Below are 23,186 nucleotides of genomic sequence, written 5' to 3' on the forward strand. Positions count from 1 at the left end.
GTGACGGCGGGGCTGTGTGGGAAATGGTGCCAGCGTCCACAATGGCGTCCTGTCCTTGCGGGCAGCTTTCGAAACGACTCTATCGATAACCGCCAATGATCCTCCCTGTTTTTGCGCAGCACAAATGGGGAGGTGGCATTCGCGGCAGCGAATGACGGAGGGGATGGGGTTTTGGCCCCTCCGTCAACCGCTCGCGCAGCTGCCACCTCCCCTTTTGCACTTCGTAAAAAAGGGGAGGATTTGAAATGGTGGTTTGAGGGAAGCTCACCGGATCAAAACCGGGCTGTGCGGGTTAGGTGAGCGACCGCTGTGGAGTTGCCTCGACCTTGCTACGTTGTTTGCCCGTCCTTCTTGCCCTTGGCCTGCTGGCCTCGCCTGCCCGCGCCGAGTGGATGAGCGGGGAGCAGTTGCAGGATACCTGTTCGACCAGCGTTCCAGTCGACCGGGCGATGTGTCTTTCCTACGTGATCGGCGTGCTCGACGGATTTCGGGCGCTGGAGCGGGCGCCAAAGGTGCCCGAGACCGTGAGCGCGGGGGAAGTGCGCAGCGTGGTGGCGAAGTACCTGGCCGATCATCCCGAGGCGCGGAGCCTTGAGGGGCGGATGGTGGTGAAGGCTGCGGTGGCGGATGCATGGCCGGATATCCAGCCCAAGGTGGATGCTCCGCCGAAGCGCAAGGCTCCGGTCAAGGTGCGCAAGCGGCGGGGGCGTTAGTTTTTCCCCTCCGTCAGCCGCTGGCGCGGCTGCCACCTCCCCATTTGCACTTCGTGAAAATGGGGAGGAGTTGAAGGGATGGCGGGCCCATTTGCACTTCGTGAAAATGGAGAGGATTCAAAAGGGGCGATGGCCTACGCCGGTTCGAGCAAGAGACTGGCGGCGGCGGTGTTGCTGATGGGGATGTGGTAGTTGCGGCTGACTTCCGCCAGCGGGACATCGCCCATCGCACCGCGCGCGGCGATCCAGTTGAGGATTTCGACGCCTTGGGTGCCGGCGAGTTCGGCGACCTGTTCGGCGGTATGGCCGGTGAGCGCATCGGGGTTGGCGGCGAGGTTGTCGAGGCAGAACAGGTCGTAGTCCGGGTTCATGAAACCGGCGCGGGGGCCATCGAGCTGGTGCGAGAGGCCGCCGGTGCCGCAGATCAGGATACGCTCGTTACCGGCCCACAATTGCAGCGCGCGATGGACGGCGCGGCCCAGCGCAAGGCAGCGCTTGGGGCTTGGCAGCGGGTATTGCACGGTGTTGATCGAGATCGGGATCAGCTTGAGCGGCCAGCTTTCGACGCCCGGATAAGCCAGTTCGAACGGGATCGATACGGCGTGATCGACCAGCATCTTCTGGCAGGTGGTGATGTCGAACTCGTCGCGCACGAGGCTGTCGATCACATGCCAGGACAGCGCAGGGTGGCCGGTGAAGCTCTTGTAGACCGGCAGGCCCCAGCCCTCGTCGGCGTTGTCGTAGGACGGGGCGGCACCGACCGCGAAAGTCGGCATCTTGTCGAGAAAGAAGTTGAGGCCGTGGTCGTTGGAGAAGACGACGGCGACATCGGGCCTTGCCTCGGCCAGCCATTCACGGATCGGGGGGAACCCTTCGAAGAACGGCTTCCAGTAGGGCGTGTCCTGATCGCCGCGCATGATCGCGCCGCCGATGCCGGGGACGTGGCTGGTGAAATAGCCTCCGATGACCTGTGCCATCATGCGTTCTCCTTGGTGGGGATCTTTTCGGCCCATGTGACGAGCATGGCCTTGAACGCGTCGACCGACATGCCGGTCTGCAGGGCGCCGAGGTCCTGCACGCCAAGGCCGAAAATGCCGGCGAGCTTGGCGAGGTAATAGACGTTGCCGCCGGCATCGAGCATCGCCAGCACGTCGCGGTCCGCCACGGCCTTGCGCTGCTCGGGCGTGAGGTGGAAGCGGGCGCAATAGGCGTCCTCGTCGGCAAGAAACGCGTCGCGGTTGGCCTTCTCGTTGAACGAGAAGCACATCGCGTTGAGTTCAAAGCCGCGCGTGGCCAATGCGCCGTCGAACAGCGGTATCGCGCGGCGCAGCGACTGCTCCTGCGCGACAGCAGTGGCTGGTTGAGGCCCCATGGTGCGAATCTCCCGGCGGGCTGGATTGCCCTCTCGGGGAATTTCATATGCAACACATACGATATTGACCTTGATCGAGGTCAAAGACGGTGAATGCGGCCTAAGTAACGTAACGGAGTATGCAACGTGTTGGTTAATCGGTAAAAATTCGGCATGCCTTTCTCGACCGCCGCTAAACCACTCTCCAACGCGGAACGCCAGCGCCGCTATCGCCAGCGCCTGAAGGCCCGCGCGTCGGGCGCGGCCGTGGTGACGCAGGCCCAGCTGGCGGTGGAACGGGCAGTTCAGGCACTGTGGGCCTACCATGAGCGGCCCTCGCCCACAGGGCTGTCCTGGGGCGAGATCGACGGGTGCCGCACGCTTGATGCCTATCGTTCCGAGCTGGAGCGCTCACCGGGCAATCTGCTGCAGACCTGCCGGGCCTTTCTTCCCGACTTTTCGGGGCTCACCCCGGAAGAAGCGCATGCCGTGGCGGAAGTGATCGCCCTGGCGGATGTCTTGCGCCTTGCCACCCCGACGAAGTTTGCGCTTCCCGAGGTCGCCTGACGTTTCGGGGATTGGTTAACGTCCACCCGGAAGCCCTGAAACAGCTTTATTTTCTTGGACTTGCTCTCTCTCCAACCCTAGTATTATCCAAAGCGGACCAACTATGCCGAGCGGCTGGCCGCTGGGGATGCAGGGGAGAGCCTCGTGAGACTGGACGAAGCGCGGCAGGCGAAGCTTGTTCGTCTGCTGGTCGATCCGCAGCGTTCCCCAGCACAATCGCTCGCGTGGATCGCCGTGCTGCTGATCGTGCCGACCGTGATGCGCGCGGTGCTCGACACCGGATCGCTGGGACGGCCGTTCGTGACCTACTGGCCCGCCCTGCTGATCGCCTCGCTGGCGCTGGAGCTGCGCTATGCGCTGGCCTACACGGTCATCGCGGCCTTGCTGGCGCAGCGGCTGTTCGGGGGCGAGCTGTGGTTTTCGCAAGTGAACGTGGTGCGCGTGCTGTTCTTCGGCCTGTTCGTGTTCTCGGGCGCGTTCACGGTGTTCATCGGCAGCATGCTGCGGCAGACGATGCGGCGGCTCGGCGAGGTCAGCGACCAGCGCGAGAGCTACAACCGCGAATTGCGTCACCGGGTGCGCAACATGCTGACGCTGATCCAGGCGTTGGCTTCGCGCGGGCCTAAGGCAGCCTCTCCGCTGGATTTCTACAAGGAATTCAGCCTGCGCATCGAGGGTCTCGCAGCGGCGAGCGACCTGCTGCAGATCGGGGCAGAGGCGGAAGGGCGCTTGCCGCAGCTCGCGCGCCAGACGGTCGCGCCGTTCGACCGCGACGGGCGCATCCGGCTGAGCGGGGAGCCTTGCCTGCTGCCGACCGACAGCTGCATCCCGCTGATCATGGCGCTGCACGAGTTGTGCACCAACGCGGTCAAGCATGGCGCGCTGGCGGGTGAGCGGGGGCATGTGGAGCTGAGCTGGTTCATCGGACCGGGCAGCTCGACGCTCTACCTGCTATGGACGGAGCGCGGGGGACCGAAAGTGAGCCCGCCGACGCGCGCGGGGATCGGCACGAAGCTGCTGATGCCGCAGCCGGGACTCGACGCAGTGGAACTGACGTTCGATCCGGCGGGCGTGTGGTGCGAGTTCCGGATCGAGGGTGCGAAGAGACTGGAGCGTTAGAAGCCGGCTTCGATCGCGACGCGGATGGCGTCGGCACTGGTCTTGACGTCGAGACCCTTGAGCACGGCGGAGCGATGCATCTTCACAGTGCGTTCGCTGAGGCCCAGTTCGTAGGCGATCTGCTTGTTGAGCTTGCCTGCGGCCATGAGCACGAGGATTTCCTTCTGGCGGCGGCTGAGGCGCTCGACCCGCTCGGCAGCACCGTTGCGGCGCGCATCGTTGGCTGCGCCCTGTTCTTCGGCCAGTTCGACCTGGGAGCCGAGGAAATACTCGACCTCGCCATCGGCATCGAAGATCGGCGCGACCATGACCGCGTTGCGGAAACGGGTGCCGTCCTTCTTGTAGTTGATGATCTCGACCATGACCGGCTGCTTGCGGTGAATGCCTTCGCGCAGGACCCGTGCCTTGTCGTCCTCGGTGGTGGGGCCGCGCAGGAAGCGGCAGTTGCGACCGATGATCTCCTCGCGGCTGTATCCGGTGAGTTCGACGAACGCGTCATTGCAGGCAATGATCGGGTTGTCCGGCAAACGCGGATTGCTGATGACGGCTGCCGTCGGGCTGGAGGCGATCATTTCGGCTATGGACATGGGTGCACATATACGCGCTTTCGCGCCGCTTTCCAGTCCGTGCCCTTTGGTCCGTGTTGTTCCCGAGGGGGTCGCGGCGCATCCGGTCAGCATCCCGCAACATTGCGAGCCGGAGCGCGTAAGCAGATGAACGTCCTTTCCCCTTCCCTCGCCGCATCGTCCGGCATGGCTGACGTTATCGGCGAGGATGGCAAGATCATCGTCCCGGCCGATGTCGAGGATGCGATCCGCACGCTGATCCGCTGGTCGGGCGACGAGCCCGAGCGCGAAGGTCTGCTCGACACGCCCAAGCGTGTGGCGCGCGCCTGGCGCGAATACTGCCGCGGCTATGCCGAAGACCCCGGCCTGCACCTTTCGCGCACGTTCGAGGAAGTGGGCGGTTATGACGAGGTCGTGCTGCTCAAGGACATTCCGTTCCAGAGCCACTGCGAACACCACATGGCGCCGATCATCGGCACCGCGTCGATCGCCTACCTGCCCAAGGACCGGGTGGTCGGCATCTCCAAGCTCGCCCGTGTGCTGCATGGCTATGCAAGCCGCCTGCAGGTGCAGGAGCGTCTGACCGCAGAAGTCGCCAAGTGCATCTGGGACAACCTCCAGCCCCATGGCGTGGCCGTGGTGATCGAGGCTCAGCACGGCTGCATGACCGGACGCGGGGTGCGGACGCATGGCGTGGGCATGGTGACCAGCCGGATGCTCGGTTGCTTCCTCGACGATGCCAGCAGCCGCAAGGAAGTCCTGGCGTTGATGGGTCGTGGTTGATCCTCTCAAACCCATGAAAATGAAAGTTGCCATTGTCGGGGCCGGCATGTCCGGACTCTCGTGTGCTGCCCAGCTTGTCCGTGCGGGCCACACTGTATCGCTGTTCGACAAGGGACGCGGCCCGGGCGGGCGCATGTCTACCCGGCGGATGCAGACGCCGCTTGGTGAAGCGCATTTCGATCACGGCGCGCAGTACTTCACCGTGCGTGATCCCGCGTTCATGGCGCAAGTCGCGCGCTGGTCGGCCAGCGGCGTTGCCGCACCCTGGCCCGCTGCCGGAACCGGCGCGTGGGTTGGCGTTCCGACGATGAACGCGGTGGTCAAGGAAATGGCCGACCAGCATGACGTGACGTTCGGCTGGCACGTGCGCGGGCTGGTCCGCCGCGAGGGGCAATGGCACCTCAGCGGAGAACTGGCCGGCGGTGACCGGGCGCAGGCGGGGCCGTTCGACGCAGTGGTCGTATCGCTTCCGCCGGAGCAGGCCGCGGCAATTGTCGCGCTGCATGACCTGTCGCTGGCCTCCACGGCCCTTGCCGCCCGCTCGCAGCCTTGCTGGACCGGAATGTTCGCGTTTGGCGAGCGTGTGCCCTCCAAGCTGGACACAGTGCGCGAGGCGGGGCTGATCAGCTGGGCTGCGCGCAACACCGCCAAGCCCGGCCGCAAGGGACTGGAGACCTGGGTGGTGCAGGCGAGCCCGCACTGGTCGACCAGCCATATCGAGGATTCGGTGGAGGACGTGGCGCGCGCTCTGCTGGCTGCCTTGGAGGACGCGCTGGAGATCAGCTTGCCGGAACCCGTCACCGCGTCTGCCCACCGCTGGCGCTATGCCATGTCTACCGGCAGCAATCTTGGCGCGCTGTGGAGCGTGCAGTCGAAGATCGGCATCTGCGGCGACTGGCTGCTCGGGCCGCGCGTCGAGAATGCGTGGATTTCGGGCCGGACGCTGGCAACGCGGATGATGGCGCGCGAGCGTGAGGAAGTGGCCTGATTGCTATCGACACAGGTTCAATCGTCCGCTTAAGAGAGCGGCCATGAGCACTGAAGAAGTATCGCCAATCCGGGGCAATTTCGAACAGATCAGCGAAGGGCCTTGGGCCGGCTGGTGGAAATGGTCGGGCAAAGACCCGTTCGAGGATGGCACTGGCCCATTCTTCGTGAGGAAGGACGAGCGCGGGATCGTCACCGGGTTCATTCCCGAGGCGAAAAACCTCAATGGCCACGGCATCGTCCACGGCGGGTCGCTGATGACCTTTGCAGATTTCTCGCTGTTCATGGTCGCAGCCTCGAATGGCGATGAAGTGAGCGGCGTGACGGTGACGATGAACTGCGAATTCGTCAGCGGCGCGCAGGCCGGGGACCTGCTTACGGCGCGCGGGGAATGCGTGCGGGCAGGCGGAAGTCTGGTGTTCGCGCGCGGCACGGTGCTGCGTGTTGGGGCAGACGGCAGGGAAGAGGCCGTGCTCAGCTTTTCGGGGACGATCAAGCGGGCGAAGCGGACTTCGCATTAGGGGCTTGTGGGCCCTTCATCACCCCCATCCAACCTTCGCTAGCGAGCAAGCTCGCAAGCTGCGGTATCCTTCCCCCATCGAGGGGGAAGGTAATTGGCGGTCTTGCAGGAATGGCGGCAACTGCGCTTCCCCTTCCCCCTTGATGGGGGAAGGATACGAAGGCTTGGCAGCTTGTCTGCCTAGCCGGAGTTGGATGGGGGTGACGCCCGGGCGTGAAGAAGGCACCGCCGCCACTGGCAATCCAGCGCGCACGGCAAATGCGCAGGGAGCCGACGTTGGCTGAGGCGGCAATGTGGCGCTTGTTGAGGGCGCATTTCGGGGATTGGCGGTTTCGTCGGCAAGTTCCTCTTGCCCACGCGATCTGCGACTTTGCCAGCCACAAGGCGCGGTTGGTGATCGAGATTGATGGCGGCCAGCATGGCGGGCCCGAGGATGCGCGCCGAGATGCCATGATTGTGCGCGAAGGCTATCGCGTGGTGCGGTTCTGGAACAACGAGGTGCTGGGAAACATCGAAGGGGTGGCGATGGTGCTGATCACGGAGCTTGGAGGGTTCTCGCCGGGTATCTCACCCCCATCCAACCTTCGCTAGCGGGCAAGCCCGCAAGCTGCGGTATCCTTCCCCCATCGAGGGGGAAGGGAGTCAGTGCGATGGTGCGATGTTGGCACCGGTCACCACTTGCCGCCGAGATCCTCGATCGCTTTGAGCAAGGCGCGTTTGGATGGGGTTCGGCGGGTTCCGGTGTTGCGGGGAAGATCGGGCAGACCGGTCAGTTCGCGCCTTTTGGCAAGACGCACGGCAAGCTCTGCCATGTCGATGATTTCTGCAGGATCAGAGCTTGAGGTCTTCGAGGCCATAATCGCCAAAGGTTTCTTCGCGGATACGGCGTTCAAGGTAATCCATTTCGGCATCGGGGTGAAGGCTGAACAGAATGCGTGCCTGATCGAGGCGATCCGCTGCCGTTCCGGAGGCATACTGCCCCATGCGGTCAGCGATCAGGTCCTCGACGGAGATTACACGGAACAACCCCTCGCCACCGACGGGCCGCACCATGCGGATGTGCGCGGCATCCACGTTACCGTCCATCGGGACTTCTGCGACAACTTCGAAACCAAGTTTGAGACGAGGATGAACCCAACCTTTGAGCATCCTTCCCGCGCCCTCAGGCCGGATGAAGCCGGCACTCGCCATTTCCTCGTCGAGTATGTCTTGTCGGGTAGTGCAGAGATCGAAATCTCCGGTGCTGATAGCGCTTAGCGACCAGAATTCTGCTGCGGCACCACCGACGAGGACGGGACGTGACACGCCGCGCGCCTGCATCGCCTCGCTAACTTGCGCAAACAGGCGCAATGCCGCCTCGAACTCCGGTCGATAGGTAAATGCGCCAACCATGCCCGGAGGTTAGCGGGCGGATGACGCCATGGCTATACATCGCTGCCCGACAGCATCAGCCTTGGTGAAAGTGCACTTCCACCAACCTTCCTTCGACAAGCTCAGGACGAGCGGAAGTGGTCCCCTACACCGCGTCGCAAGGAACCGCCCGTCAAGCCGCTTCCGCCGCAACTTCTCGCATCTGCTGGCGCAGCCATGTGAGGCCGGCGTCGTCGGCGCGGGATTCGTGGAATTGCATCATTTCGTGCATCCGGGGGAAGTCGAACGGCATCGGTGCCCAGGCAAGGTTGAAGCGGCGGGCGATCTGGCGGACGAGGCGTTCATGGAGGACGGCGAGGCGGGCTGTGCCTTCGATGAACCAGGGGGCCGAAGCGAAGCTCGACACGGTGACTTCGACCAGTCGTTCGCGCCCGCGGCGGGACAGCGTGGAATCGGCAAAGGCCGGGGTGCGGTTCGCACCGAAGGCGATGGTCACGTGGCCTGCAGCATAGAAGTCCTCCTCGGTCAGCCCGCGTTCGAACACAGGATTCTGCGACCAGCCGACGACGACCTGCTCCTCGACAAACAGCACTTCGTGCGGGTGCCATGAGGCAAGGAAAGGCTCGGGCGTGATCAGGAGGTCGGCCCTGCCCTGTTCGAGCTCTGCCGCGCTGTGCTCGTTGGGCTGGAGGATCTCGACGCGCACGCCGGGCGCGGTGCGGGCGAAACGCTCGATCAGCGGGACCAGCACGGCGACCATGATGTAGTCCGAGCCGATGATGCGGAAGCGCCGGTTGGAACTTGCCGGGTCGAAGCGCGTGGGCGTGGTGATCGCGCGTTCGACGCCGCGCAGGGCGAGCTGGATCTGCGGGTGCAGGCCCTCGGCAAAGGGCGTGGGGTGCATGCGCTTGCCCACGGCGACGACGATCTCGTCGCCGAAATAGTCGCGCAGGCGGCGCAGGGCGGCGCTGGTGGCGGGCTGGGTCAGGCCGATGCGTTCGGCGGCGCGGGTGACGCTGCGGGTTTCCATCAGCGCGTCGAACACGACGAGAAGGTTGAGATCGAGACCCTTGAAGCGCATCGGCGGAAACCCTTCGATCAATCACGCGGTGATTGGTTATCCGTCCTGACCACAATTGCAGATGATTGTGAAGGCCTGTTCGAAGGGTTGCTTCGCACAAGGCGCGGTTGCGGTTGAAATGGTTTAATCGGTCGCTTAACAAGAGTGCCAGCAAGCCTCATGTGGGAGATTCGGATGGGCGGGATGCTCGAGGGCAAGGTCGTCGCGGTAACCGGCGCGGGGCGCGGGATCGGGCGTGAGGTTGCCCTGCTCTGCGCGCGCGAGGGGGCAGCGGTCGTGGTCAACGATCCGGGCGTGGCGCAGGGCGGCGATGGCGGCGATGCAGGTCCGGCGCAATCGACGGTGGATGACATCATCGCTGCGGGCGGCAGGGCCTGGGCCAACCTTGCCAGCGTGGCCGATCCGGCAGGTGCGTCGACGATCATCGAGGATGCCGTGCAGCGCTTCGGGCGGATCGATGCGGTGGTCAACAACGCCGGCATCCTGCGCGACACGATCTGGCACAAGATGTCCTACGAGGACTGGACGAGCGTCATCGACGTGAACCTGACGGGTGCGTTCAACGTGTCAAAGGCGGCGACGCCTTATTTCCGCGAGCAGCAATCGGGCAGCTTCATCCACTTTACCTCGACCTCGGGCCTGATCGGCAACGTGGGGCAGGCGAACTATTCGGCGGCGAAGCTGGGGCTGGTGGCGCTGTCGCACTCGATCGCGCTCGACATGGCGCGCTGGGGGGTGCGGTCGAACTGCGTTGCGCCGTTTGCGTGGAGCCGGATGACCGCCTCGATCCCCGCAGAGACGCCCGAGCAGAAGCAGCGGGTGGAGCGGATGAAGGCGATGAGCGCGGACAAGATCGCGCCGCTGGTGGCGTTTCTGGCGTCGGACGCGGCGAAGGACGTGAACAACCAGGTGTTCTCGGTGCGCAAGAACGAGATCGTGCTGTTCTCCAAGCCGCGCCCGGCGCGCTCGATGGTCAAGCTCGAGGGCTGGACGCCGGCGAGCATTGCCGAGGAGCTGATCCCGGCGTTCAAATCCAGCTTCGCGCGGGCCGATGAAGTTACGGCCCACGTATTCCCCTATGATCCGGTTTGAGGAGTTTTCGAAATGGCCAATCCCGGTATGGACGCCGAAATCTTCGACCAGTTCATCGAGCAGCTGCGGCGCTATGTGCGCGAGCGACTGATCCCCGCGGAGGACGAGGTCATTGCGAACGACCGCATTCCTGACGAGATCCTCGACGAGATGCGCGAAATGGGGCTGTTCGGCATCACTATTCCCGAGGAGTTCGGCGGGGCTGGCATGAACATCAGCCAGTATATCGAGACGGTGAAGCAGATGGCCTATGCCTCGCCCGCCTACCGCTCGACCGTGTCGATCAACATCGGCATGACCGGCAGTGCGATCAAGAACTTCGGTACGGCAGAGCAGAAGGCCGAATGGCTGCCGCGCATCGCCAGCGGCGAGATCGCCTGCTTCGGTCTGACCGAGCCAGGGTCAGGCTCTGACAGCGCGGCGATGCAGACGACGGCGGTGCGTGATGGCAACGGCTACCGGCTCAACGGGACCAAGCGCTACATCACCAACAGCCCCTGGGCGAAGATCGGGCTGATCATGGCGCGCACGTCCAAGGAGGCGCTGCCGAAGAACGCGCATGTCTCGGCGTTCATCGTCGACATGTCGACGCCGGGGATCACCATTGGCAAGCCCGACAAGAAGATGGGCCAGTCGGGCGCACACATTGCCGACGTGATCATGGAGGACGTGCACATTCCAGGCTCGGCGCTGGTCGGAGGCGAGGAAGGGCGCGGCTTCCAGATCGCGATGCAGAGCCTTGATAACGGGCGGCTTTCGGTGGCGGGGATGGGCGTTGGCATGGGACGCCGCGCGCTCGATACCGCGATCCGCTATGCCACCGAGCGCAAGGCGTTTGGCGAGCCGATTGCCAATTTCCAGCTGATTCAGGCGATGCTGGCCGACAGCGAGGCCGAGCTTTATGCCGCCGAATGCATGGTCAGCGATGCCTGCGCGCGGGCGGACCGGGGCGAGAACATCCAGAGAAAGGCGGCAGCGGCCAAGCTGTTCGCCTCCGAGGCCTGCGGGCGCGTGGTAGACCGCTGCGTGCAGGTGTTCGGCGGGGCGGGATACCTTGCCGAATATCCGGCGGAGCGGTTCTTCCGCGATGCGCGCATCCTGCGGATTTACGAAGGCACGAGCCAGATCATGCAGTTGCAGATCGCCAAGAGCCTGCTGCGCGAGTTTGCGCGTGAAGGGGCGGTTTGGTAGGTCATGTACCAGCTGCTTTCCGGCCTATCGATCGTCGAGGTTTCCTCGTTCGTCGCCTCGCCCACGGTGGGTCTTTACTGCGCGCAGCTGGGGGCGGAGGTTATCCGGATCGATGATCGACGCGGGGGGCTGGACTACAAGCGCTACATGATGACCCGCGAGGGGCGGTCGCTTTCGTGGGAGAACCTGAATCGCGCGAAGAAGAGCGTGGCGCTGGATCTTCAGACGGGCGAAGGGCGCGAGCTGGCGGTGGCGCTGGCGGGCAAGGTTGGGCAGGTCGTCACCAATCTGCCGGTGGAGAGCTTCATGGCGCATGAGCGGATTGCGGCCGGAAGGCCCGATCTGGTCTCGGTGCGGATCATGGGCTGGCATGACGGGCGGCAGGCGATGGACTTCACCGTCAATGCCGCGTCGGGCTATCCGCTGATGACCGGGCCAGAGGAGTGGGACGCGGGATCTGCGCCGCCGGTGAACCAGATCCTGCCGGCTTGGGACTTCATCACTGGTGCCTATTGCGCCTTCGCCCTGCTCGCAGGCCTGCGCCATCGCGATGCGACCGGCGAGGGCAGCGAGTTGCGGGTGCCGCTGGGCGACGTGGCGATTGGAACGGCGTTCAACGCAGGTGCCGCGCCCGAAATGCTCTATCGCGGCGGGGACCGCGAGCGGATCGGCAATGCCATCTGGGGCGCGTTCGGGCGGGATTTTCAGAGCCGTGACGGCCACCGCTTCATGATCGCCGCGCTGACGCCCAAACAGTGGACGGCTACGGTCGCGGCGTTCGGGCTGACCGAAGACGTTGCCGCAGTGGAGGCGGAACTGGGCGTGAGCTTTGCTGCCAGCGACCATCACCGCTTCGTGCATCGGCACCGGCTGTTCTCGATGTTTCAGGAGGCGGCGGAGCGGTTCGACTATGCCGAAATGGCGGCGCGGCTGACCAAGGCGGGGGCAACGTTCGAGCGTTATCGCACGATGTATGAGATGGCCCGCGACCCCGAGCTTGTAGGCAACAATCCGCTGTTCGGCCCCTCGCCTGCCAATCCCAGCGGGTTTGAATATCCGGCGACGCGCAGCTTCGCCAATATCCCCGACCGCGAGGCGGGCGATCCGCAGCCTGCACCTTACCTTGGGCAGCATAGCGAGGAGGTGCTTAGCCAGCGGCTGGGCATGGCTTCGGGCCAGATTGCCGCGCTGATCGACCGCGGTGTGGTGGGCACTTCAGACAAGGAATGAGCATGACCCTTCGTAGAGCCGCCATTGTCGCGCCAATTCGCACTGCTGTCGGCAAGTTCGGTGGCTCGCTTTCGTCGTTCACCGCCGGGCAGCTGGGGGCGACGATCCTGACCGCGCTGATGGAGCGGACGAAGATCGATCCGGCGCGGGTGGACGATGTGATCTTTGCGCAAGGCTATGGCAATGGCGAAGCGCCGTGCATTTCGCACTGGTCGTGGCTGCTGGCGGGCCTGCCTGAGCAAGTGCCCGGATATCAGCTGGACCGGCGCTGCGGATCGGGGCTGCAGGCGATCGTCAATGCGGCGATGATGGTGCAGACCGGCGTTTCCGACGTGGTCGTGGCGGGCGGGGTGGAATCGATGTCGAACGTCGAGCACTATACCACCGACGTGCGCAAGGGTGTACGGGCTGGGTCGCTGACGCTGCATGACCGGCTGACGCGCGGACGGGTGATGAGCCAGCCGATCGAGCGCTATGGCGTGATCAGCGGCATGATCGAGACAGCGGAGAACCTCGCCAAGGACTACGGCATCAGCCGTGAGGCGTGCGACGCCTATGCCGTGCGCAGCCACCAGCGCGCTGCGGCGGCGTGGGCCAAGGGGCTGTTCGATGATGAACTTGTGCCGGTGAGCATTCCGCAGAAGAAGGGCGAGCCGGTGACCTTCGCGCATGACGAGGGCTATCGCGCCGATGCGACGATGGAGTCGCTCGGCAAGCTGAAGCCGCTGGAAAAGGGCGTGGTGACGGCGGGCAATGCCAGCCAGCAGAACGATGCGGCGGCGGCGTGCCTGGTGGTGGCAGAGGACAAGCTGGAAGAGCTTGGGCTGGAGCCGATTGCGTGGTTCCATTCGTGGGCGGCGGCGGGCTGCGATCCTTCGCGCATGGGCTATGGCCCGGTGCCTGCGACCGAGCGGCTGTTTGCGCGCAACGGGCTTTCATGGGGCGATATCGACCTGATCGAACTGAACGAGGCGTTTGCGCCGCAGGTGCTGGCCTGCCTCAAGGGCTGGGGCTGGTCTGACGATGACAGCCGCCATGACATGCTCAACGTCAATGGATCGGGCATTTCGCTGGGCCATCCCATCGGCGCGACCGGCGGGCGCATTCTGGCCAACCTGACGCGGGAGTTGCAGCGGCGTGGGGGTCGCTATGGACTGGAGACGATGTGCATCGGCGGCGGTCAGGGCATCGCTGCGGTGTTCGAGGCGGCGCGATGATCCTTTCTCCTTATGATGCCGAGGACTATGGCGAAATTCGCGAAGGCGTGCGCAAGCTCTGCGCGCAGTTTCCGGGCGAGTACTGGCGCAAGCTGGATGAGAAGCGGGAATATCCGACCGAGTTCGTCAACGCGCTGACTGAAGCAGGCTGGCTTTCGGTGCTGATCCCCGAGGAATATGGCGGGTCGGGGCTGGGTCTTGGCGCGGCGGCGGCGATCCTCGAGACGATCCAGTCCGAGGGCGGCAATGGCGGGGCGTGCCACGCGCAGATGTACATTATGGGCACGATCCTGCGCCATGGTTCGGAAGAGCAGAAGCGCACCTATCTGCCGAAGATTGCAAGCGGCGAATGGCGGCTTCAGGCCTTCGGGGTGACCGAGCCGACCAGCGGAACGGACACCACCAGCTTGCGCACGTTCGCCCGGCGCGAGGGCGACGAATACGTGGTCAATGGCCAGAAGATCTGGACCAGCCGGGCGGAACATTCCGACCTGATGCTGCTGCTGGCGAGGACGACGCCGCGCGAGGAGGTGGCCAAGAAGACCGACGGGCTTTCGGTGTTCATCGTCGACATGCGCGAGGTGGTGGGCAAGTCGCTCACCATCCGCCCGATCCGCACGATGATGAACCATGCGACGACGGAAGTGTTCTTCGACAACATGCGCATTCCGGCGGCCAACCTGCTGGGCGAAGAGGGCAAGGGTTTCCGCTATATCCTTTCCGGTATGAACGCCGAGCGCGTGCTGATCGCGGCGGAATGCGTGGGGGATGCCAAATGGTTCACGCGGCGCTCGGTCGACTATGCCAAGGAGCGGCAGGTGTTCGGGCGGGCGATCGGGGCCAATCAGGGCGTCGCCTTCCCCATCGCCAAAGCTTACGCGAACATGCGCGCGGCCGAACTGATGGTGCGCGAGGCGGCGCGGATGTACGAGGCGGGGCTGCCGATGGGGGCGGAGGCCAACATGGCCAAGATGCTCGCCGCCGATGCCTCATGGGAAGCGGGCAATGCCTGCGTGCAGACTCACGGCGGCTTCGGCTTTGCCGAGGAGTATGACGTGGAGCGCAAGCTTCGCGAGACGCGGCTCTATCAGGTGGCGCCGATCAGCACGAACCTGATCCTGTCATTTCTGGCGGAGCATGTGCTGGGGTTGCCGCGGAGTTATTGAGGTTTGCGGCGTTTTTGAGGTTCGGGGGTTGCGCTCTATGGCGACGTAATGGGCCCCGGCCTTCGCCGGGGTGACGTATGGTCTTGCGCAGTCCAGCGTCGTCCCGGCGAAGGCCGGGACCCATTACGCTGACGGGCAGAGTTCCTCCGCAGCAGGGGTGCTTTCCTGCCTTTGCTGCCGCGGGGTGGTTTGCCGGTCTGGGACGGCGTCACGCTTAGAGCGCGTGGGCCCCGGCCTTCGCCGGGGTGACGGTTCAAATAGCGATCTTTGGAGTCGAGCCCAGGCCGCACTACCTTTGCGGCGTAGCCGTCGTTTCGACCAGTCCGCCGCCCAGGGCGCGGTAGAGTTCGACCATGTTGCTGGCCTTGGTCAGGCGGGCCGAGATGAGCGACTGCTGGGCGTTGTAGAGTGTGCGCTGGGCGTCGAGAGGTTCGAGGAAGTTGGCGACGCCCGCTTCGTAGCGCAGCTTGCTGAGGCGGAAGGCGGTGGCGGCGTTGGCTTCGAGGCTGGTCTGCGCGCGCAGGCTTTCGTCGATGGTGCCGCGCCGGGCAAGCGCGTCTGCCACTTCGCGGAAGGCGGTCTGGATGGTGCGCTCGTAGGTGGCGAGCGCCGCATCGCGCGAGGCCTTGGCGGCGGCAAGGTTGTTGGCGGTGGCGCCGCCGTCGAAGATGCGTTGGCTGATGGCGGTATTCGCGGTCTTCTGGAAATCGCCGCTTTCGAAGATGCGGGTCAGCCCGGGCGAGGCAAAGCCGAACAGGCCGGTTATCGACAGACGGGGGAAGAACGCAGCGCGGGCCGCGCCGATGTTGGCATAGGCGGCGCGCAAGCTGTGCTCTGCCGACAGCACGTCGGGACGGCGCAGCAGCACCTCCGACGACAGGCCGACCGGCAGGGCGCCGAGCACCTGATCGCCGGTGCCGAGCGTGGTGGGCAGCAGATCATCGGACAGCGGGCCGCCGGTGATCAGTTCGAGCGCGTTGCGGGCCTGTGCAAGATTGGTCTGCAGATCGGCCACGGCGGTCTCGGCCGCGTTCAACTGCGAGGTTGCGGTGGCGACATCGAGTCTGGTGCCGATGCCGTTGGCTTCGCGCCGCTGGTTGAGGCTGAGCGTGTCCTTACGGGTGGCGACGGTTTCCTGCGCGATGCGCAGGGCGTCAGCCGTGGCGGCATAGGAGAGCCAAGCGCTGGCGGTTTCGGCGACGAGCGCGATCTGGGTGGACTTGCGGCCCTCGTCGGTTGCGGCCCAGGTCTGGAAAGCGGCGGCGCTGAGATTGCGCAAGCGGCCCCACAGGTCGATCTCGTAGGAGCTTGACCCTGCCTGGACGAGGAAGTTGTCGGTCACGCGGCCTTGCGTGCCCTGCACAGCCGAGAGCGTGGCCGAGCCGTTGACGATGGGAAACAGGGCGGCGCGGTTGACGCGGTAGAGCGCCCTCGCCCGCTCGACGTTGGCGAGCGTGGCGCGCAAGTTGCGGTTGTCGGCCAGCGCCTTGGCGATGACCTGCTGCAGGCGCGGATCGGTGAAGAAATCGCGCCAGCCGAGAGCATCGACCTGCGTTTCTGTAGAGGATAGCGCCGGGTACGCCGCGCCTTGCGGCAGGGTGGGGGCAACCGGGGCTTCGGGTCGCACGTACTTCGGCGCAAGGTTGCAGCCGCCAAGGGCGAGCGCGGGGAGCGTGGCGATGATGGCGCGGCGGTTCATGCCGGTTCTCCCTGCAGCTGAGGGCTGGCGGCGGGCTGCTTGCGGGCGAGCCAGCCTTTCACCAGGACGAAGAACACCGGCACGAGGAAGATCGCGAGCACCGTGGCCGAGAGCATGCCGCCCAGCACGCCGGTGCCGATGGCGCGGCGGCCGTTGGCACCTGCACCGGACGCCAGCGCCAGCGGCACGACGCCCGCGATGAAGGCGACGCTGGTCATGATGATCGGTCGCAGGCGCAGGCGCGCGCCTTCGAGCGCTGCAGCTACGGGAGTCGCGCCCTTGGCCATGGCGAATTCGGCGAACTCGACGATGAGGATCGCGTTCTTGGCGGACAGGCCAATGGTGGTGAGCAGGGCGACCTGAAAATAGATGTCGTTGTCAAAGCCGCGCAAGGTGACGGCAAGGACCGCGCCGATGATGCCCAGCGGGATCACCAGCAGCACCGCGACCGGCACCGACCAGCTTTCATAGAGCGCGGCAAGACACAGGAAGATGAAGAAGATCGAGGCGGCGTAGAGCAGCGTGGACTGGCTGGATGCGGCGCGTTCCTGATAGGACAGGCCGCTCCATGCAGGGGTGAAGTTGCCTTCGAGCTGGCCTGCGTTGTCCTCCATGATCTTCATCGCATCGCCCGAGCTGACGCCGGGCGCGCCGCTGCCGCTCAACTGCTGGGCGGCGATGCCGTTGAAGCGGTCGAGCCGGACGGGCCCTTGCGTCCAGCGCGAGGAGGCGAAGGCGGAGAAAGGGGCCATCTCGCCATTGGCGCTGCGCACGAACCACTGGCCGAGGTCGGAAGGCTTGGCGCGATAGGGGGCATCGCCCTGGACATAGACGCGCTTGACGCGGCCGCGGTCGACGAAATCGTTCACGTAGAACCCGCCCCAGGCGATGGACAGCGTGGAGTTGGCGCTGGCGGGGGCGATCTGGAAGGCGGTCAGGGCGTCGTCGTCGATGTCGACCTTGAGCTGCGGAGTGTCTTCGAGGCCGCTGAGACGGACCTGGGCGAGGCGTTCGTCCTCGCCTGCCATCCTGGTCAGTTGGCGGCGGGCGGCGGTGAGCGCTTCGCGGCCGGCACCGGCACTGTCCTGAATCCACATCTCGAACCCCGCGGATTGGCCGAGGCCGCGGATCGGCGGCGGGTTGAGTATGAAGATCTGCGCTTCACGCGATTTGCGGAAATAGGCGTTGAGGCGCTCTGCGATCGCGGCGGCGGAGCGATCTGCACCCTGACGTTCGGACCAGTCCTTGAGCAGGATGAAGCCCTGCCCTGCGTTCTGCGCCGAGCCGGACTGGCCGCGCCCCATGACCACGAAGACCGCCTTGATGTTGTCGGCCTCGGTCTTGCGGATGTAGTCCGAAATGGACATCGCCACGGCGCGGGTCTGCTCGGAAGTGGAGCCGACCGGAAGCTGGTAGTTGATCGAGATGTTGCCCTGATCCTCGTCGGGCAGGAAGCTGGTGGGCAGGCGCAGGTAGAGCAGCACCATGGCAACCGTGATTGCGCCGAAGGCCACCATCCACGGGAAGGGCCGCGCGACGGTGCGGGACAGGCGGGTCTTGTAGCGCTCCTCCAGCCCGGAATAGGCCCGGTTGAAGCGCGAGAAGAACCGGCCCTTGGGCTTCTCGCGCTCGACCGGCACCAGCAAGGTGGCGCACAGGGCGGGCGTGAAGACCAGAGCGACGAGGACAGACAGGGTCATTGCCGAGACGATGGTGACCGAGAACTGGCGATAGATCGCCCCGGTCGAGCCGCCGAAGAAGGCCATCGGCACGAACACGGCGGTCAGCACGAGGGTGATGCCGATCAGCGCCGAGGTGATCTCGTCCATCGACTTGACGGTGGCTTCGAGGGGACCGAGGTGCTCCTCGTGCATCACGCGCTCGACGTTCTCGACGACGACGATGGCATCATCGACCAGCAGGCCGATGGCAAGGACGACGCCGAACATGGTCAGCGTGTTGATCGTGTAGCCGAACAGCGAGAGCACGCCGAAGGTGCCGAGCAGTACGACCGGCACGGCAATCGCCGGGATCAGCGTGGCGCGCCAGTTCTGCAGGAAAACGAACATCACGATCACGACAAGCGCGATCGCCTCGAACAGCGACCAGACCACTTCCTCGATCGAGAGCTTGACGAAGATGCTGCTGTCACGGGGGTAGGCGGTATGGTAACCCGGCGGCAGGTCCTTTGCCAGTTCGGCGACCTTTTCCTTGACCAGATCGGCGGTGCGCGTGGCGTTCGCGCCCGAGGCGAGGCTGATCGACATACCGGTGGCGGGCATTCCGTTGAAGCGGCTGAGCGCGCCGTAGTTTTCCTCGCCCATCTCGACACGGGCGACGTCCTTGAGCTTCACCACCGAACCATCGACGTTGGTCTTGACCACGATGTTCTCGAACTGCTCGGGCGTTTCGAAGCGCGAGCGGGCGGTGACCGTGGCGTTGAGGCGCTGGCCTTCGGGCGCGGGATTGCCGCCGATCTCGCCCGCGGCGACCTGGGTGTTCTGCGCCTGCAGGGCCGCGGTCACGTCGGACGGCATGAGCTGCACGGCGGCGAGCTTGAGCGGATCGAGCCACACGCGCATGGCGAAGGAACCGCCGAAGATCTGCGCGCTGCCGACGCCCTCGACACGCGAGATCGGGTCCTGGAAATGGGTGGTGAGGTAGTCCGAGATGTCGGAATTGGTGGCTTTGCCACTCTCGTCATAGATCGAGACGACCATCAGCTGGTCGGACTGCGCCTTGTTGACGTTGACGCCCTGCTGCTGGACCACGGCGGGCAGGCGGCTGACTGCGCGCGAGATCGCGTTTTGGACCTGGACCTGCGCGGTATCGGGGTCCGTGCCCTTGTCAAACGTGACGGTGATGCTCGACGAGCCGTTCGACGAGGTCGAGCTGAAATAGAGCATTCCGTCGAGCCCCTTGAGCTGCTGCTCGAGGATCTGGGTGACGGAATTCTCGACCGTGGCGGCATCGGCGCCGCCATAATTGGCATTGATCGAGACGGTGGGCGGGGCAATGTCGGGGTACTGCTCGACCCCCATCGTGCTTACGGCAAACAGACCTGCGGCCATGATCACGATGGCCAGCACCCATGCGAAGATCGGGCGGTGCGCGAAGAAGCGGGAAATCATGCGGGATCAGTTCCCGCCGCTCTTGGCGGTTGCACCCGGGCCTGCTTCGGGTTTCGGCTTGCTGCCCGCCGGGACGACCTTGGCCTTCTGGCCCTCGCGCGCGTTGATGAGGCCTTCGACGACGACGCGGTCGCCAGGCTTCAGTCCCGAGGTCACAAGCCAGTTCTGGCCGACCGGGCTGTCCGCCACGATCTCGCGCTTTTCGAGTTCGTCCCTGGCATTGGCGACAAGCACGCTGGCGCGACCGCGCGGATCGCGGCTGACCGCTGCCTGGGGCACGAGAATGCCGTCTGGCACGGTGCCCTGCGCCACGCGGGCACGCACGAACAGGCCGGGAAGCAATTCGCCCTTGGGATTAGGGACGACGGCGCGAACGGTGATAGTGCCGGTTTCGGGGTCGACGTCGATGTCGGCGGGATTGAGTTTGCCGGCGATGGGGTAGGTGCTGCCATCGGGCAGGATGACGGTTACCGGGGCCGCGCCCGACACAAGCTTGCCGCTTTCGATCGCGCGGCGCAGGGCGATGAAATCCGCGCCCGACTGCTTGATGTTGACGTACATCGGATCGAGCCGCTGGACCTTGGCCATGGGCGTGGCTTGCGCATTGGTGACGAGGGCACCCTTGGTGACCATCGAGATGCCGATGCGCCCGCTGATCGGCGAAGACACGCGGGTGAAACCGAGGTTGACTTGTGCCGAGGCGAGCGCCGCCCGGGCCTGCCCGACGGCAGCACGCGACTGGTTGTAGGCGGCGCGTGCGTCTGCCGCGTCCTGTTTGCTGACGCCGCCCTGCACGGCCAGCGCCTCGAACCGTTCTGCCTTGAGGCGATTGGCCTCGACCGTGGCCTGCGCAGCGGCGAGCGAGGCGGACGCCTGCGCCTGGCTGGCGGCATAGAGGCGGGAATCGATCTGGTAGAGCGGTTGCCCGGCACGCACGAACGAGCCTTCCTGGAACAGGCGCTGCATGACGATGCCGGCAACCTGCGGCCGCACTTCGGCGACCTCCGACGCTTCGGTCCGGCCGGAAAGCTCGGCGGTCAGTTCGACCGGCTCTGTCTTTGCGATCATCACGCCGACGACCGGGGTCGGCTTGGGCTTGGCAGCGTCGGACGAACCGCACGCGCCAAGCGTGAGCAATGCGACTACGACGGGGCCTGCGAGAAACGAATTACGGATGCTGGAGCGCAAGGACAGTCTCACTCGAAAACGCCAATTTGCACATTCCGGCACTGCTTCGAGGCGAATCACGCAGTGCGAAACCCGCCCTTACTTCGCAAGTGCGAAATGGCCTTGAAGCCTGTGTCTAGCATATTGCTGCAGCCGCGCACGCCCCTTGATGGGCAAGGTCGCGGGTTGCGACACAAAGTTACAAATGCCCTGCAGGTTCCCGAAAAATGCCGATTCGGCGGGGCACAAGCCCAAAATCGAGCTAAAATCGCTCGGTGCCTGTGAAATTCAGTGGAAAGACGCGCAAAGGCCATGGCTTTCGCGGTTCGCCATGCGTTAGCCGTGCGCTCCCTTTCCAGCAGAGGACATCAGGACAATGAACAACAGCGACCTCGCCGATTCCATCGCAGCAAGCCACGGCCTCACCAAGGCAGACGCCCGCAAGGTCGTCGACAGCGTTTTTGCAGCGATCGCCGACGCAGCCGCGAAGGGCGAGGAAGTCTCGCTGAACGGCTTCGGCAAGTTCAAGGTCAAGAACACCCCGGCCCGCGAAGGCCGCAACCCCTCGACCGGCGCCACCATCCAGATCGCAGCTTCGAACAAGCTGACCTTCTCGGCTGCCAAGGCGGTCAAGGACAAGCTGAACGGCTGATCCGTTCGGGACCGGCGCCTGCCAGTGCAGGCGCCGGGTCCACCCCTGCTCTCCATTATTTCGCATTCCCATCCTTGCGCGCCCCTTCTTGTGCGTGGCGCGCGCCCTGGCACCGCCTTTTCGGCTCGCAGCACCAGACTCGCCGACAGCCTTGCGTGGCCTGACTCTTCATCCGAGCATCTTTCGCCATCGGGCATCCCCGGCGCTGGTCCGAAAGGCGCTATAACAGCCTGTCTCTAGACAGTCTGGCTCCCCCCGAAAGTTAACGAATTTCGAGCCGGAATCAGGTCACATTGACATTAAGTTCAGTTAAAGTCGGACGTTACACATTGCCGAATTTTGGCATATTGCCGATAATTTTCATTGATTTGATCGTTAATATACACCCTCGATCGCGATCAGCTGAACGGCCTCGGGTCGCATTTCCGTTAACCATTGCTTAGGCACGTCTACCTAGGGAAATCCCTGTCCGGCCAGTTTCGCCGGCAACGAAATCTGCGGGCAAGCCTCACGGATTTCGCTTCGGGACGGCCCCGGTGGCTCCGGGGTCTTGGATAGGGGAATTGAGATGAAGAAGTTGCTTGCCAGTGCGGCTGTTGCCGCCGGGCTGCTGGCCGGAGGCACCGCCTTCGCCCAGGCCGCGAATACCAGCAGTGCCACTGCAGCAGGGTCGGTCACCATCGTCCGCCCGCTGACGATCACCAAGAACAGCGACCTCGCCTTCGGCCGCATCGTGCGTCCGCGCACCGGCGGTACGGGCACGGTCACGCTGGCCAACACCGGCAACACCGTCGTTGCAGCCAGCGGCGCGGTTGCGCTTGCCAGCACCACCAGCCGCGCACAGTTCACCGTCGATGGCGAAGGCGGCCAGTCGGTCACGACCTCGATCCCGGCGACCGTCAACCTGACCAGCGGCACCAACACCATCGCGGTCACGCTGCTGCCCGACTTCGGCTCGACCGTGACGCTTTCGGGCGCGCTGGCTGCTGCAGGGTCCTCCACGCTCAACGTCGGTGGCTCGTTCAGCCTGCCTGACACACAGGCGACCGGTGCCTATACCGGCAACTTCACGGTTACCGTCACGTATCAGTGAGGCAACTCCGGGAGAGATGTCGCCATGCGGCAACTCTCCCGGGGCGGAAGGGTACCGGAGGCAGGAGGGGGAAAGGCAATGCGCTCATCGAACAAGAACAAGGCGCGGCAACTGGCCGCTGCGGTTCTGATCGCGGGCGCGGCCTTGGACCTGTCTCCGGTCGCCCACGCCGCAACGGCTGATGCAGGCGCGTCGGTCGTGATCGTCGAACCGGTGGGTGCGGGCTTTTCGTTCGATATCCTGAGCGACGCCGTCTCGGCGGTGTTTCTCAACGGGGGCATGGGAGATTCGGTCTCGATGCTGCTGTCGCCGCGCAAGCCTGGCGGGCAGAATGCCTCGCGCCAGAGCGGCGTGGTGGTGATGGCAAGCGGGGTTTACCGCATCGACCTGCTGCAGACCGCCGCCTCCCCTGCCCGCCTGCGCAACACGATCCGTGCTGCCTCGCCGGGCGGAAGTTCGATCCTGTTTCTTGCCCAGTTCAACTGACCGG

Annotated in this window: 24 protein-coding genes; 15 read left to right on the forward strand and 9 right to left on the reverse strand. The window is 64.8% G+C overall.

From position 1 onward, the window contains the following. The first annotated feature begins 338 nt into the window (after positions 1 to 338). A complete protein-coding gene (locus ACZ1JW_RS01810) occupies positions 339 to 713 on the forward strand; it encodes a Rap1a/Tai family immunity protein (RefSeq protein ID WP_465125154.1) in 375 nt (124 codons plus the stop codon). Between the two features lie 134 nt (positions 714 to 847). Here the strand turns inward: ACZ1JW_RS01810 and ACZ1JW_RS01815 are convergent, their stop codons facing one another. Together ACZ1JW_RS01815 and ACZ1JW_RS01820 are read right to left on the reverse strand one after the other, a co-directional pair. Then, positions 848 to 1,693: a class III extradiol dioxygenase family protein gene (locus tag ACZ1JW_RS01815; protein ID WP_465141736.1), complete on the reverse strand. Its 846-nt coding sequence runs from the start codon at positions 1,691 to 1,693 to the stop codon at positions 848 to 850. Further along, positions 1,690 to 2,085: a protocatechuate 4,5-dioxygenase subunit alpha gene (locus tag ACZ1JW_RS01820; RefSeq protein WP_465141737.1), complete on the reverse strand. Its 396-nt coding sequence runs from the start codon at positions 2,083 to 2,085 to the stop codon at positions 1,690 to 1,692. Before ACZ1JW_RS01820 ends, ACZ1JW_RS01815 begins: the two co-directional genes overlap by 4 nt. A gap of 153 nt (positions 2,086 to 2,238) precedes the next feature. Here ACZ1JW_RS01820 and ACZ1JW_RS01825 point away from each other — a divergent pair, with 153 nt between their 5' ends. After that, positions 2,239 to 2,631, forward strand: coding sequence for a hypothetical protein (locus tag ACZ1JW_RS01825; protein ID WP_465141738.1), 393 nt, complete (start codon positions 2,239 to 2,241; stop codon positions 2,629 to 2,631). A gap of 144 nt (positions 2,632 to 2,775) precedes the next feature. After that, positions 2,776 to 3,750 (forward strand): sensor histidine kinase, encoded by a 975-nt coding sequence (locus tag ACZ1JW_RS01830; RefSeq protein ID WP_465125150.1) that lies wholly within the window; start codon positions 2,776 to 2,778, stop codon positions 3,748 to 3,750. Here the strand turns inward: ACZ1JW_RS01830 and ACZ1JW_RS01835 are convergent. After that, positions 3,747 to 4,337: a PAS domain-containing protein gene (locus ACZ1JW_RS01835; protein WP_465125149.1), complete on the reverse strand. Its 591-nt coding sequence runs from the start codon at positions 4,335 to 4,337 to the stop codon at positions 3,747 to 3,749. The two genes, ACZ1JW_RS01830 and ACZ1JW_RS01835, sit on opposite strands and share 4 nt — an antisense overlap. A gap of 165 nt (positions 4,338 to 4,502) precedes the next feature. Here ACZ1JW_RS01835 and folE point away from each other — a divergent pair, with 165 nt between their 5' ends. The 4 genes from folE (at position 4,503) to ACZ1JW_RS01855 (ending at position 7,197) form a co-directional block, all read left to right on the forward strand. Further along, positions 4,503 to 5,099 carry a GTP cyclohydrolase I FolE gene (gene folE / locus ACZ1JW_RS01840; protein WP_465126335.1) on the forward strand — a complete coding sequence of 199 codons (597 nt, stop codon included), beginning with the start codon at positions 4,503 to 4,505 and terminating at the stop codon, positions 5,097 to 5,099. 46 nt (positions 5,100 to 5,145) lie between these two features. Continuing rightward, positions 5,146 to 6,087, forward strand: a complete 942-nt coding sequence (locus ACZ1JW_RS01845) for an NAD(P)/FAD-dependent oxidoreductase (RefSeq protein WP_465141739.1) — start codon at positions 5,146 to 5,148, stop codon at positions 6,085 to 6,087. A 43-nt stretch (positions 6,088 to 6,130) separates the two neighbouring features. Next, positions 6,131 to 6,607: a PaaI family thioesterase gene (locus tag ACZ1JW_RS01850; protein ID WP_465125147.1), complete on the forward strand. Its 477-nt coding sequence runs from the start codon at positions 6,131 to 6,133 to the stop codon at positions 6,605 to 6,607. A gap of 212 nt (positions 6,608 to 6,819) precedes the next feature. Beyond that, the gene (locus tag ACZ1JW_RS01855) at positions 6,820 to 7,197 is read left to right on the forward strand and encodes an endonuclease domain-containing protein (RefSeq protein WP_465141740.1); all 378 of its coding nucleotides are present in this window, start codon (positions 6,820 to 6,822) and stop codon (positions 7,195 to 7,197) included. Positions 7,198 to 7,277: 80 nt separating this feature from the next. Here the strand turns inward: ACZ1JW_RS01855 and ACZ1JW_RS01860 are convergent, their stop codons facing one another. From ACZ1JW_RS01860 to ACZ1JW_RS01870, 3 genes are all read right to left on the reverse strand, one after another. Then, entirely contained in the window at positions 7,278 to 7,463 is a 186-nt protein-coding gene (locus ACZ1JW_RS01860; RefSeq protein ID WP_465141741.1) for a hypothetical protein, read from the reverse strand. Further along, positions 7,438 to 7,998: a hypothetical protein gene (locus ACZ1JW_RS01865; RefSeq protein ID WP_465141742.1), complete on the reverse strand. Its 561-nt coding sequence runs from the start codon at positions 7,996 to 7,998 to the stop codon at positions 7,438 to 7,440. The genes ACZ1JW_RS01860 and ACZ1JW_RS01865 overlap by 26 nt, the downstream gene beginning before the upstream one ends. A 151-nt stretch (positions 7,999 to 8,149) precedes the next feature. Then, complete coding sequence (locus ACZ1JW_RS01870; protein WP_465141743.1) at positions 8,150 to 9,079, reverse strand: LysR family transcriptional regulator; 930 nt, start codon at positions 9,077 to 9,079, stop codon at positions 8,150 to 8,152. A gap of 153 nt (positions 9,080 to 9,232) precedes the next feature. Here ACZ1JW_RS01870 and ACZ1JW_RS01875 point away from each other — a divergent pair, with 153 nt between their 5' ends. Genes ACZ1JW_RS01875 through ACZ1JW_RS01895 form a run of 5 tightly spaced genes read left to right on the forward strand, consistent with a single transcriptional unit; the run spans position 9,233 to position 14,954 of the window. Next, positions 9,233 to 10,150 carry an SDR family NAD(P)-dependent oxidoreductase gene (locus ACZ1JW_RS01875; RefSeq protein ID WP_465142817.1) on the forward strand — a complete coding sequence of 306 codons (918 nt, stop codon included), beginning with the start codon at positions 9,233 to 9,235 and terminating at the stop codon, positions 10,148 to 10,150. Between the two features lie 12 nt (positions 10,151 to 10,162). Then, positions 10,163 to 11,341: an acyl-CoA dehydrogenase family protein gene (locus ACZ1JW_RS01880; protein WP_465141744.1), complete on the forward strand. Its 1,179-nt coding sequence runs from the start codon at positions 10,163 to 10,165 to the stop codon at positions 11,339 to 11,341. Between the two features lie 3 nt (positions 11,342 to 11,344). After that, entirely contained in the window at positions 11,345 to 12,571 is a 1,227-nt protein-coding gene (locus ACZ1JW_RS01885; RefSeq protein WP_465141745.1) for a CoA transferase, read from the forward strand. Positions 12,572 to 12,573: 2 nt separating this feature from the next. Beyond that, positions 12,574 to 13,788, forward strand: a complete 1,215-nt coding sequence (locus tag ACZ1JW_RS01890) for an acetyl-CoA C-acetyltransferase (protein ID WP_465141746.1) — start codon at positions 12,574 to 12,576, stop codon at positions 13,786 to 13,788. Next, on the forward strand, positions 13,785 to 14,954 hold the full coding sequence (locus ACZ1JW_RS01895; protein WP_465141747.1) for an acyl-CoA dehydrogenase family protein: 1,170 nt from the start codon (positions 13,785 to 13,787) through the stop codon (positions 14,952 to 14,954). The genes ACZ1JW_RS01890 and ACZ1JW_RS01895 overlap by 4 nt, the downstream gene beginning before the upstream one ends. Positions 14,955 to 15,243: 289 nt before the next feature. On the opposite strand, the gene ACZ1JW_RS01900 is transcribed toward ACZ1JW_RS01895, so the two are convergent. Genes ACZ1JW_RS01900 through ACZ1JW_RS01910 form a run of 3 tightly spaced genes read right to left on the reverse strand, consistent with a single transcriptional unit; the run spans position 15,244 to position 20,972 of the window. After that, complete coding sequence (locus tag ACZ1JW_RS01900) at positions 15,244 to 16,653, reverse strand: efflux transporter outer membrane subunit (protein ID WP_465141748.1); 1,410 nt, start codon at positions 16,651 to 16,653, stop codon at positions 15,244 to 15,246. Next, complete coding sequence (locus ACZ1JW_RS01905) at positions 16,650 to 19,784, reverse strand: efflux RND transporter permease subunit (RefSeq protein ID WP_465141749.1); 3,135 nt, start codon at positions 19,782 to 19,784, stop codon at positions 16,650 to 16,652. The genes ACZ1JW_RS01900 and ACZ1JW_RS01905 overlap by 4 nt, the downstream gene beginning before the upstream one ends. A gap of 6 nt (positions 19,785 to 19,790) precedes the next feature. Further along, positions 19,791 to 20,972, reverse strand: a complete 1,182-nt coding sequence (locus ACZ1JW_RS01910; protein WP_465141750.1) for an efflux RND transporter periplasmic adaptor subunit — start codon at positions 20,970 to 20,972, stop codon at positions 19,791 to 19,793. Positions 20,973 to 21,327: 355 nt separating this feature from the next. On the opposite strand from ACZ1JW_RS01910, the gene ACZ1JW_RS01915 reads away from it, so the two are divergent. From ACZ1JW_RS01915 to ACZ1JW_RS01925, 3 genes are all read left to right on the forward strand, one after another. Next, complete coding sequence (locus ACZ1JW_RS01915) at positions 21,328 to 21,603, forward strand: HU family DNA-binding protein (RefSeq protein ID WP_144902088.1); 276 nt, start codon at positions 21,328 to 21,330, stop codon at positions 21,601 to 21,603. A 568-nt stretch (positions 21,604 to 22,171) separates the two neighbouring features. Beyond that, positions 22,172 to 22,696, forward strand: a complete 525-nt coding sequence (locus ACZ1JW_RS01920) for a DUF4402 domain-containing protein (RefSeq protein WP_465125136.1) — start codon at positions 22,172 to 22,174, stop codon at positions 22,694 to 22,696. Between the two features lie 78 nt (positions 22,697 to 22,774). Continuing rightward, on the forward strand, positions 22,775 to 23,182 hold the full coding sequence (locus tag ACZ1JW_RS01925) for a hypothetical protein (protein WP_465125135.1): 408 nt from the start codon (positions 22,775 to 22,777) through the stop codon (positions 23,180 to 23,182). Positions 23,183 to 23,186 lie beyond the last annotated feature (4 nt).

It is taken from the genome of Novosphingobium sp. BL-A-28-Hi1-0D, assembly GCF_055521755.1.